Source organism: Algibacter ulvanivorans (assembly GCF_048381495.1).
Classification (GTDB): Bacteria; Bacteroidota; Bacteroidia; order Flavobacteriales; family Flavobacteriaceae; genus Algibacter_B; species Algibacter_B ulvanivorans.
In genome coordinates this window covers 311,441-323,156 of the sequence record NZ_JBLWGD010000001.1, presented here as the reverse complement: position 1 = coordinate 323,156, position 11,716 = coordinate 311,441, and the positions used below count along the sequence as shown (strand labels likewise).

Sequence of the window (11,716 nt, the reverse complement as noted above, 5' to 3'; positions counted from 1 at the left end):
ACAATAATTTTTACTTGTTTTTTACCTCAGTTCTTTGTTGTAAACTGTTATTTTTTCCAATATGTTTTTCCGTCAACCTCATTCACGCTTAAAATTCGTTCAGTATAATAAATGTCAACATCTTTCTTTACAATTTCAAGTTCTAATTCTACTTTTTTATTCCGTTTTTGTAAATCGTTATGATTAAAATCTTTAACTTTTTTGTATTCAGTTTCGGACAAGTAAACGACCAAAGTCGAATCGTTTCCAATTCGTAGGTTTATGTAAGGTGATGTTAATAATCCTTTATCGTTTAGTCTAACAAAAAAATCGTCTAATTCTTTGTCCTGTTTTTTTGCGATAGGATTTTTTCTAATACCGTCAAATATTTTTTCAAATTTCTCTAATTGCTCAGGTTCTGCTCCATAAAAACTACTAAAACTTATTAGTTTGAATGATAAGTCCGCTTTTGTGATTTCTTTTCGTTCACACGAGAAAATGGTCAAAATCAGAAATAAGGCCAAAAGTCTTTTCATATTGTTTACGGTTTTAATTTATACTCAAATCTATTTCTTAATAGGTAGTAATAAAAAGATAAATGAGTAAACGAACCTTTTGGTTGAGTAAACACGTTTCCGATAATTGTTTACAACGGTTTTGTGTATGATTTCGTTGCGTGTTTAAGCACTAAGTTAGCAAATAAATCACAGATAGAAAGTCCGCGAGGACTTTCGTAACTAAGCTATAACTAGCAATGAATTATACACGGTGTTGTGTGCAGTTTTTAATTACTTATTGCTGCTGTACAATTAGTTACGACTGGTGGCTCCGAACCCACTTGCACCGATATTATAACATCGCCAGTAAAATCATTATCAGAATTTATTGAACCTGTAAAATTCCAACTATCGTTTTGCATTCCAGATGGTGATGTTTCATCGCATTGCGTATCATATGTAAATGAAAGATTTGTACCATCAAAAGAGTAAGTTCCATTATCTGTACAACCGTTTATTGACCCAACGTTTTCAATATTCATTGTAAAGTCATCAAAAAATGTAACGTCATAAGGGCCTAGAGGTGGGTATTGACCACCACTACAATCATAAACAAACTGCCAAGTTCCGACTATTTCATTTTCACATTCTACAATTTCAGTTTCAGTTCTTTTAAAACAAAACTCAAGTTGGTTTTGATAGAGAGAAATATCAGCGATGTTAAATATTAAAACAGCTCCATTTTCAAGATTACCAATGATTGATAATTTTTCTATTAACTTTCCGAAAGCGGATTGGGGTAGCAGATATTCAGAACAACTACTTGTAACTCCATATATTTCATCTTTAACAGAAATTAAAAATAAAATTAATTCTTTTAACGCCTGTCCGTTGCTCATTTCTCCACCAGTAATTAATTGGCTAACAGTTGTGGCTTTGGATACAAATAAATTTCCTATTTGTACTGCACAGGCTGCATTTTCAAAAATTGTAGCAACTGATGTAGAAAAAATACCAATAAAATTTGAAGCAAGTTCAAAACTATTATTTACTGCTGCAAAACCAGACCAAGCATCTGCCTTTAAAAGATATTCTTGGTTTTCGTTTGGAATAGCAATATTTAAATTTGTTGGTTGAAAAAAATCAAAACTACCATCTATAACGTTCAATACATTAGACCAGCTTAATAATCGTTTGTTAATACCTCCAATTACAACAGATTCTCCAATTTGTTGACCATTTTTCCCAAAGAGTTCAATTTCATAATCTAAACTACTTTTTCTGTTTGTTAAGTCTATTGTATTGTTTTCTGCAATCATTTTAAGCGGTAAAATTTCTTGTTCTACTCTGCTGAAAATTGACGTTTGAAAATCATCTAAAGATTCAAGTATCTGTTCGGTTGCCAAAGGGTCTATCGAACCTGAATTTATATTTGTAATTACTTCGTTATGGTAAGCGTTAAATTCACTTAATTGTTCAATTTGAGCAAACGCTTCCTCTTTTGCTTGTACCGATAAATGCATAGTCCAAGGATGAAACATTGCTAAAGTCTTTGCGGTCGATTTTGAATCTAGCGTAATTTCATTGCCATTAATTGGATTAATGTAGCTCATTAGTACAATGTTTCCGCTACTGTTTGTGGCATAAATTAATTCAAATGCATCATTATCAAAAATTTCAACACTTCCAGTTTCATTCTCAACAGTTTCATTTTCCGTAAAGATCGTTGAAATGGTTAAATCACTGGGATTAATACTGGTATTTTCTGGTAATTGAATAGTTACAGTTATTTCTTTAGTTCCAAATTCTAGGTTAGGTTCAGAATCTTTAGAATCATCATTAGAACATCCAAAGAAGATTAATAGCGAGAATAAAAGGGTTAGTTTTTTCATTAAGGAATAATTTGTTGATTAATAGCTTGTTAAAAGTAAGAAAAATAATATTAATTATAAAAATACCTAATAATAGGTAGTTTTGAGTGAGCAAATTGCACACAACTCGTTATATAATAACTTTTATAACAATATCCTATAAATACATTTATTAGGTTAAGTGTTCTTATTATAAATAATTTTAATAAAAATAAATAATAAATTGTGTTTATTTACCCATCGAGTCTTCTTCAAAATACCACCATAAACTAGATTCTATAGATTTTTTCATGTTGTTTATATCAACACCATCTTTTAAAAACACAGTAATATTTTCGCTTACACGGTTTTGCCCAACACTTTCTCTAAGCTCGATAGTTTCAATATCTTTAAAATGCTCTAAATGTTTTTTTATTCTAGCATCTAAAGACTCATCGCTTAAAAAAATTTTAATGGTTGGTTGTGTTGGAGAATTTCTAATTTCAGATCTAAATGGTAGCATATTTAAATAATTTCTAATTAAACAAAAAAACGCAAATTGTATAGGTAATGATTTAAATTTAAGAATTTTATTAATACCTTTTAAAAATAATTTAATTTATGGCTAATAATAAGATAGTAACATTAACCCAACTTTTAAACAAAATAGAGGCTAATATACCCTATAAAGATTTAAAAAAATCTAGCATTTCTAAAGCTAGTGTAGGCTGGCAACTAGACCATACTTTAAAGGTGTTTAATGCGGTTAGCCAATGGACCGAAAACTCGAATCCTAATAACTACAAATACCAATTTAGCTTTTGGCGTAGCATTTTATTTCCCTTAGGGTATTTTCCTAGAGGCAAGGTTAAAGCACCTAAACACGTTATTCCGCCAGAAATTATAACAACTAAAGATTTAGAAACCCAATTACAAATTGCAAAAAACCATATTGATAAATTAAAAAGACTTCCTGAAAAAGCATATTTTAAACACTTTATTTTTGGCATGCTACCCAAAAAACAAACACTACGTTTTTTAGAAATGCATACCAACCACCATTTAAAAATAATTAATGCTATTTTAAAGCCTTAAAACAAAACCCCTTTCTGTTGTCTAGAAAGGGGTTTTATGTTTCCAATTATAATAGAATGTATATTATTCCAACAACTTTAATTTTGCTAAATCGTGAAAAAAGAAATTCTTTTCATCATTCATAGATACAAAAAGACCGTTTGGAAACTTACTTCCTAATGCTACGGTTGTAACCTCGCAACCATCGGTTTCTAGAGTTCCTAAATTAAGTTCTTTTATAAACGCATTGGTTTTTAAATCGAAAATACAAAACGTATGCGCTTGCTGATTTGATACAATTAAAAATGATTTATTGGCATATTTAGCAATAGCTATTCCTTCTATATCGCGTTTAAAATACTCGCCACCAAATGTATAAATCTCCTTATCTCCGGCAGTTGGTTCGGCATCGTATTTTTTAATGCCGTGCATTTCATCTGCATAATAAACAATGCTATTTTCGTTATCTACCGCTATAGCTTCTATTTCTTTTTTACCGCTAAAACTTCCAAATGTTCTAACCAGTTTAGATTGTACACCTAAGCTATCAGAAGTTAATAAATATTGATGTAAATAACCATTTTCTGGGCCATTTTTACGTCCTACAATGGCATATATATCGTTTGTTTTTGGCGATTTATATAAAGCTATTCCCATTGGCGCATCAAATTCCAATTGGGTTTCGTTTTTAAAGACTGGAAAACCACCATTATCTAATGGTTTCATGTCTGGCACCGAAAATAAACGTATTTTTTTTGTTTCTCTTTCGGTAAAAGCTATAACATCAACCATTGTAGAATCGTTAAGTTTAAAACCATATTCTACATCAACATTATTTGGGCGTTTTACATTTTTTATGGTTTTGCTTTCTATAATTTTGCCATCTAGATTAAAAGCATAAATTGCTCCATTGGTTTCTTTATCTGTACCAAAAACAATACTCTTTTCGGCATGTTTTGGGTTTATCCATATAGCAGGATCATCGGTATCGTGCAATGTCTTTTCTGTAATAACATTGGGCGCTATTACAGGCAACTTTTTTCCGCACGACACTAACAATAATCCAACTATAATTAATAATTTATTCATTTAATTTTTATTTATTTTTCTTTTTAAACACATCGTACTTTATACCAAAAGTAAGTTTTGCTCCATAATATTCGGCTTGCATAGTTCTATCTTTTACACCTTGATAATAGCGTAATGGTTGGTCTGTTATATTATTTAAATCGGCATAAATACTTAAATTATCATTTACATTATAACTAGCGTTAAAATCTAGAAAAAACTGTTTGTCGTAATATCTATCTTCAAAATCATTTCCTCCAATTTCATCAATATAAGAATCTGAGAAATTGGCAGAAAGTCTGGCGCTAAATTTCTTATCGCTATAAGATAACGACCCGTTAAACATGTTTGGTGCAGTATTAGGCAAATCTAGATCTGTACGCTCCTCTCCATCTTCATTTCTAATACCATCTGCACTAGATGTTAAGTGCGTATAGTTTAAGTAAATACTAAAGTTCTTAGCAAAACTAGGTAAAAAATCTAGCTGACGCTGAAAAGCAAACTCGACACCTAAAACCGATGCATTATCGCCGTTTAAAGGCTGAAATAAATCGAAATCTATTGTTCCTGCTCCAAAGCTATCATCATCAGTAACACTTTGAAACATATAAATAAAGTCTTGAATATCTTTATAAAATAAGCCTCCAGAAATAATACCTACATTTTTAAAGTAATGTTCTGCCATGACATCAAAATTCATTGATGTTGTTGGATCTAGCTCTGAGTTTCCAACAAAAATTTCATCATCATCAAAAACGACATCAACATAAGGTACTAAATCTGCATAGTTTGGTCTTGCCAATGTATTTGTCCATGCAAATCTAAAAACTGTATTGTTATTTAGGTTATACTTAAAATGAACGCCTGGAAGTATATTTGTATAAGAACTCTCTTTTGTAATTTGACCAACAACGTTTTCTTCGTCTTCAATTTGGTTTCCTATAGCTGTAATTTTAGTGCTTTCTAACCTCACACCAAATAATATGCTTAGTTTATCTGATAGTTTTTGATTGGTCATGGCATAAGCTCCAAAAACATCTTCATCTACATTAAAATTTGCTCTTACGTATTCGTCTGGCACATCCTCGCCTCCTGTTAAATTTAAACTTCCTAGCCATTTTTCGTTGGCAAAAATACCAGCTTGATATTGGCTACCAGCTAAATAATCTGGATCTGAATAATCTTTTGTTGGAATATCGGCTAAGGTTGGAAAATCGTTTTCTAAGCTAGATATTTCAAAAAAATTGTTTTTTCTGTTTTTGTTTTTAAAACGCCCTCTTAAACCAAATTTTACTGTGCCATCACTATAACCAAATAAATTAACTGGCAACTCAAAGTTTACAAAAGTATTTATATCTTCTTCTTCTGTATATTGATTTTCTTCAGTAATCTCTCCAAATTCAAAAGCATTTAAGTTATTCGCATCTGAAGCATTTTCGGCAGTAAATAAAGGGAATTTAGAATTTCCGTTATTATTAATTATATATTCAGATTCGTACTCTGCATAACGTTCGTTTAAGCGTTCTTCTGATGCTTTTGCAAAAGCAGCCATCCAGTCTACCTTTAATTTTCCTAACAAATGGTTACCGCCTAAGCTGTAGTTTTGCATACGTTGGTCTTCAAGACGTGCGCTTTTATTCCTGTCGTTATCGCGACCACCTTTTGTTTGTCGTTTTACTTCTACAGGAAACCTTGTTGGTACCCCGTTGGTAATGGTAAAATCGCCAACTTCAATATCTTCAGCATCTAAAATTTCATGCTCTAATCTGTATCTGTTTTCACGATCGTCTCGCCAGTTATAAATTGTTTTTAAAAAAATACTGTTATTATTATCAAACTTATAATCGAAATTAGCCGAAAAGCTTCTTCTAATTCGTTGTACAACATAAGTACGTTGCTCGAAAACGTTTGTATATGGGTTAACATCTACTTCTTCTTCATCGGTGCCATTAAAAAACTCGAATTCGTCTGTCCACTCGGCTTCAATATTATCAGATCCAAAATCGTTATCGTTTAAGGAAGCTGAAAGCATCCAACCAAATTTTCCGTTTTTTGTTCTATCTCCTAATAATAAAGCGCCGTTTAAAACACGCTTGTCTGTAATAAAGTTTACACCCGAACCAATTGTTGAAGATAATCTAAAATGCTCTGGAGCTGTTCTTGTTACTAAGTTTACAGAGCCACCTAAGGCATCGGCATCCATATCTGGGGTTACGGCTTTGTTAACTTCTATAAGCTGAATCATATCTGCTGGAATTAAATCCATTTGTACATTTCTGTTATCGCCTTCGGCTGAAGGAATTCTGCTTCCGTTTAATGTAACAGAGTTTAATTGTGGTGCTAAACCACGAACAATAATATTTCTAGCTTCACCTTGATCGACTTGCATCGTGATTCCAGGTATACGTTTTACGGCATCGCCAATATTTGCATCTGGAAACTTACCAATTTGATCTGTAGAAACGACATTGGTTATATTTTGCTTATTCTTTTGCGCATTCAAAGCTTTGGCTTGGCCGCTATTATAACTCGTTATTAAAACGTCCTGTAACTCTACAGCTTTTGGCGTAATAGTTATGTTTATACTAATGGTTTTTCCTTCTACTACAGTTACCTCTGTACTAGTATCTGCATACCCAATATACTTAACAGTTATGGTTTGTTTACCTTCGGGTACGTTTACTAACAAAAAGTTTCCATCGACATCCGAAATAGTTCCTTTGTTTAAAGACTCTATAATAATGTTACTAAAAGGTACTTTTAACCCATCATTATCTATAACAACACCCTGTATGTTCCCATTTTGAGAGCTAATTGCTAAAGAAAATAATAGTGAAAATAATAAAAATACGTAATGTTTTTTCATGATTGTTTTGTTGATTGTTTATTCGTACGAAAAAACAAAAACCAAAACATGCAAGCCTTAAGTATTTTTTAAATTTGCGTTAATAGAGTGAAAGAAAACACATCTGGTTTATACTAAATTAACATTAAGAAAAACTTAATGTTACATAAAACAAAAAACCCTTTCTAGAAATAGAAAGGGTTTTAACTTTTAAAAGAAAATTATTTCTTAAGCCTCAAAAGGCTCGATAGAAACGTAAGATCTATTATCTCTTTTCTTTGTAAACTTTACTAGACCATCAACTTTAGCATGTAAAGTATGATCTTTTCCTTGGTATACATTTTCACCTGGGTGATGCGTATTACCACGTTGTCTTAATATAATGTTTCCAGCAATAGCAGCTTGACCACCAAAAATCTTAACACCTAATCGTTTCGATTCTGATTCTCTACCATTCTTAGAACTACCTACTCCTTTTTTGTGAGCCATTGTCTTAAGTTTTTATATTGTTATACTTAAGTGGTTGCTATTAAGCTTTACCACCATCTAATTCGTCTTGCCATTTTTTAAGCTCATCCCACTTACCATCGGCAGCTAATTGAGCTTGCTTTGGCCAAGTATCTGTAACATGATTTCCACGTACATCGGCAATGATCTCAGATATTTTAGCTGCATCAGTTTTAGCTAATTCTGCAAATGTTGCAATACCTGCTTCTGCTAAAGTTGAAGCTATTTTTGGTCCAATACCTTCAATTTTCTTTAAATCGTCTGCTTTACCTGTAGCTTTTTTAGCGGCAGCCTTTTTAGGAGCAGCTTTAGCTTCTACTTTTGGTTCAGCTTTTTTAGTTTCTTTTTTTGGAGCTGCTTTTTTAGCTCCAGAAGCTGCAATACTTTCAATTACAATTTCTGTTAAAGATTGTCTGTGTCCATTTTTTACACGGTAACCTTTACGTCTTTTCTTCTTGAAAACTATCACTTTATCACCTTTAAGGTGTTTTAAGACTTTTGCACTTACTTGTGCTCCATCTATAGCTGGGGCGCCTACAGTTACATTGTTACCATCTGCTAAAAGAAGTACATTATCGAAAGAAACTTTCTTACCTTCTTCTGTATCTAAACGGTTAACAAAAACTTTTTGGTCTTTTTCAACTTTAAATTGATGCCCTGCTATCTCTACAATTGCGTACATAGCGTAACGTTTTTATTAATTAAATTTTTATTAAACTCCTTAATTTACTTAAGGCGGGTGCAAATATACTGCTAATTAATTAATTTACAAACGTTAACTATTAATTTTGAGAAATATTTCCTGTCTTTTTAAAAAGTTGCATTACTGCAAGTGAAGAAACCACCGTTGTAGCCAACCCCATAATAGCAACTACAAAGGTTACCATACCAATATGGGCATTAAAACCACCTTTTATTCTTTGAAGTAATTCTGCCAAAAACATAACATTTATTTCGGTTGCATAAAACAGAAAAAAAACAGTAAAAATTATTGTTGCCACAAACCCTGTTATAATACCTGTTTTAAAACCTTCACCATAAGAAAATTTACTTGGGTTTTCTAATTTACTTAACCTAACAGCCTCATAAATTCCAAAACTTGTAATAATTGCATTTACAAAACTAAAAGCTGGATTTGTATGTTTATCTACCAATGCTAAAACTAAAAAATAAGCTATCAATACAGCACTTGTAACTAAACCGAAACGAATGGGAAGCGATACATTTTTCATGATTTTAAAGGAGTTAATGCTCTTAAATTTCGTGAAAATTCTCGGAATAAAATAATTCTTAACCCTTTTTTTAACAATTATATGACTTAAATTAGTGTTATAACTATCATAAAAATCAACTTTTTAAAGTAGCAAATGTCAATATTTAGTAAGTTTGTATTTATAACTATAAAAACACACCCAGATGAAATTAATAAAATTTATTTTAACACTTATAATAATTACAACTTTTACTTTTAGCTGTAAAAACGAAAAGCAACCTGAAGTAAAAACGGTTGAGACTGTAACCGAAGTAGCTAAAGAAACAGACCCAAATGCGACTTATGCTAAAGCAGAATTCACTATAGAAGGAATGACTTGCCAAATAGGCTGCGCTGCTACCATACAAAAGAGAATATCTAAAATGGAGGGTGTAAAATCTGCAACTGTAAATTTCGATAAAAAGCTAGCTATGGTTGAATACAATACTGCTAAAGTAAATCCAACAGCGCTTGAGGAAACTGTAACAAAAGTTTCTGATACTTATAAAATAAGTGATATGAAAACTGTTGAAAGTTTTTCTACTAAAAAAACTTGTTCTACCGATTGTAAAAAAGATTGTTGTAAAGACGATGCCAAAGAAGGGAAAGAAATGGCTTGCAAAACAGATTGCAAAAAAGCATGTTGCGATAAACAGGAAGCTTAATTTTTAGCTTCAACAAATATTAATATAAAAGGCTTCTTACTAAAAAAAGAAGCTTTTTTTATTTCCATGTAACGGTTTCCATAATGTGTTTAATATCTTTTTGCAAATAGTTTGCTGCTGGTAATATAGAATCGTAATTAGGCTTTGCATAAAAATATAACGAGCCTGTTAAAAAATGATTTACACTATCTGTAACATAAAACTGCGCTGGAGATGCCACATTACCTATTACTTCTGATAACATTCCGTAAACTTTTTTCTTTTTGTTTTCGAAAGGATATGCGGGAATTTCGTCTGCTTTTTTTGTATGTTCTAATGTAAATTTTTGAGCATCTCTTAAAAAATCTTTTAAGTTTTTTTTATCTTTTTCTATAGCCTTGTATGTTAAAAATATAGTGCCTTTTAACGAAGGATATTCCAGATTAACACCATAACTTGTAGTTGGTGCTTTTAGTGTTTTTGCCACTACTTTTACTGCCAATAAATTTTTTTTAAAAGTAAAAGGCAAATCTAAATTAGCATCTACATATTTTGCTTTTGGATATTCTAGTCTTAATTGTGCCTTTGGTTTTGGCACATAATCTTTACCGCAAGAAAAACAGGCTAATGTTAGAGCCAAAAAAAACACATGTTTTATCATTATGTTATAGTAAATTTTACAAGCTTAATTCGTTTTTTATCTAAAGCCTCAATAGTAAAAACGTAATTTTCAAAATTTATTTTACTATTTAACTTTGGGAAACTTCCTGATATTTCTAAAACAAAACCGGCTATAGTTTCGGCTTCACCTTTGTTTTCTTCAAAAGTAGTTTCGTCTTCTAACTTAATAATTTTATAAAAATCTTTTAAAGCCGTTTTACCTTCAAAAACATAGTTGTTATCATCTAGCTTAGAGTATGTTAAATCTTCATCATCAAACTCATCACTTATATCGCCTACTATTTCTTCAATAATATCTTCTAAAGAAATTAAACCAGATGTTCCGCCATACTCATCAACAACAACTGCCAAATGCACTTTCTTTTCTTGAAACTCTGCCATTAAATCATCAAGCTTTTTGTTTTCAGGTACAAAAAAAGGCTCTCTTAGCAAGGTGGTCCAATCAAACTGTTTTCTGTCTATATATGGTAATAAATCTTTAACATACAAAATCCCTTCAACGGTATCCATATTATCCTTATATACAGGGATTCTAGAATAGCCATTTTCAATAATTTGGGGCATAATCTCTAGGTATTTTTGCTCGATATTTAAGGCAAATATATCTATACGCGGACGCATAACTTGTTTGGTATCTGTATTTCCAAAGGAAACAATTCCTTGTAAAATTTTTTGTTCTTCTTTTGTGGTATCTTCCTCGCTAGTAAGTTCTAGGGCTTGCGATAATTGATCGACACTTAAATTAGATTTTTGCTTACCTAGTTTGTTATGTATTGCTAGGGTTACACCTCGCATAGGCAAACTAATAGGCGATAATATAACATCTAAAACCTTTAGCGGATAAGACATTAAAACAGCAAATTTTAAATTATTTCTGCTTGCATATATTTTAGGTAAAATTTCGCCAAAAAGTAAAATTAAAAATGTAACAACTACAACCTCTAGCACAAACTTTATTTGCGGACTTGTAATATTACCAAACATAAAATCGCCTAAATAAGCAAAAAGAATAACAATCGCTATATTAATAAAATTATTGGCTACTAAAATGGTTGCTAATAATTTTTTTGGGCGCTCCAGTAGTTGAGACAAAATTTCTATACGCTTTGATTTTTGCTCTAATCCTGCATCAATATCGCTTCTGTTTAAAGAAAACATAGCCACTTCTGCACCAGAAATAAGTGCAGAGCATAACAAGAGCAAAAACAATAATGCAAAACTAAAAACAACCGAAACATCAATTGCCATAATTAAAAGTATACAACTCGTGGGGTCAGGATCCAATTATAACTGGTTTAGTTAGACATTTAGCGCTCGAC

12 protein-coding genes are annotated in these 11,716 nt (G+C 31.4%); 2 read left to right on the top strand and 10 right to left on the bottom strand.

Features of this window, described 5'->3' with window-relative positions; all coding sequences use genetic code 11:
* Positions 1-47 precede the first annotated feature (47 nt).
* From ACNG5D_RS01550 to ACNG5D_RS01540, 3 genes are all read right to left on the bottom strand, one after another.
* Positions 48-515, bottom strand: a complete 468-nt coding sequence (locus ACNG5D_RS01550) for a hypothetical protein (RefSeq protein ID WP_418181738.1) — start codon at positions 513-515, stop codon at positions 48-50.
* A gap of 248 nt (positions 516-763) precedes the next feature.
* A complete protein-coding gene (locus tag ACNG5D_RS01545; protein ID WP_418181737.1) occupies positions 764-2,368 on the bottom strand; it encodes a hypothetical protein in 1,605 nt (534 codons plus the stop codon).
* A gap of 208 nt (positions 2,369-2,576) precedes the next feature.
* Complete coding sequence (locus ACNG5D_RS01540; RefSeq protein ID WP_418181736.1) at positions 2,577-2,849, bottom strand: hypothetical protein; 273 nt, start codon at positions 2,847-2,849, stop codon at positions 2,577-2,579.
* A 98-nt stretch (positions 2,850-2,947) separates the two neighbouring features.
* Between ACNG5D_RS01540 and ACNG5D_RS01535 the strand changes: the two genes are divergently transcribed.
* Positions 2,948-3,421: a DUF1569 domain-containing protein gene (locus ACNG5D_RS01535; RefSeq protein WP_418181735.1), complete on the top strand. Its 474-nt coding sequence runs from the start codon at positions 2,948-2,950 to the stop codon at positions 3,419-3,421.
* A 63-nt stretch (positions 3,422-3,484) separates the two neighbouring features.
* On the opposite strand, the gene ACNG5D_RS01530 is transcribed toward ACNG5D_RS01535, so the two are convergent.
* From ACNG5D_RS01530 to ACNG5D_RS01510, 5 genes are all read right to left on the bottom strand, one after another.
* Complete coding sequence (locus ACNG5D_RS01530) at positions 3,485-4,489, bottom strand: phytase (protein ID WP_418181734.1); 1,005 nt, start codon at positions 4,487-4,489, stop codon at positions 3,485-3,487.
* A gap of 7 nt (positions 4,490-4,496) precedes the next feature.
* Positions 4,497-7,334, bottom strand: a complete 2,838-nt coding sequence (locus ACNG5D_RS01525) for a TonB-dependent receptor (protein WP_418181733.1) — start codon at positions 7,332-7,334, stop codon at positions 4,497-4,499.
* Between the two features lie 207 nt (positions 7,335-7,541).
* Positions 7,542-7,802 carry a 50S ribosomal protein L27 gene (rpmA, locus tag ACNG5D_RS01520; RefSeq protein ID WP_418181732.1) on the bottom strand — a complete coding sequence of 87 codons (261 nt, stop codon included), beginning with the start codon at positions 7,800-7,802 and terminating at the stop codon, positions 7,542-7,544.
* 40 nt (positions 7,803-7,842) lie between these two features.
* Positions 7,843-8,502, bottom strand: coding sequence for a 50S ribosomal protein L21 (gene rplU, locus ACNG5D_RS01515; protein ID WP_418181731.1), 660 nt, complete (start codon positions 8,500-8,502; stop codon positions 7,843-7,845).
* A 100-nt stretch (positions 8,503-8,602) separates the two neighbouring features.
* Positions 8,603-9,052 (bottom strand): DUF4199 domain-containing protein, encoded by a 450-nt coding sequence (locus ACNG5D_RS01510; protein ID WP_418181730.1) that lies wholly within the window; start codon positions 9,050-9,052, stop codon positions 8,603-8,605.
* Between the two features lie 184 nt (positions 9,053-9,236).
* Here ACNG5D_RS01510 and ACNG5D_RS01505 point away from each other — a divergent pair, with 184 nt between their 5' ends.
* A complete protein-coding gene (locus ACNG5D_RS01505) occupies positions 9,237-9,737 on the top strand; it encodes a heavy-metal-associated domain-containing protein (protein WP_418181729.1) in 501 nt (166 codons plus the stop codon).
* A 58-nt stretch (positions 9,738-9,795) separates the two neighbouring features.
* On the opposite strand, the gene gldD is transcribed toward ACNG5D_RS01505, so the two are convergent.
* The gene (gldD, locus tag ACNG5D_RS01500; protein WP_418181728.1) at positions 9,796-10,377 is read right to left on the bottom strand and encodes a gliding motility lipoprotein GldD; all 582 of its coding nucleotides are present in this window, start codon (positions 10,375-10,377) and stop codon (positions 9,796-9,798) included.
* A complete protein-coding gene (locus tag ACNG5D_RS01495) occupies positions 10,377-11,681 on the bottom strand; it encodes a gliding motility-associated protein GldE (RefSeq protein WP_418181727.1) in 1,305 nt (434 codons plus the stop codon). Before ACNG5D_RS01495 ends, gldD begins: the two co-directional genes overlap by 1 nt.
* Between the last annotated feature and the right edge of the window lie 35 nt (positions 11,682-11,716).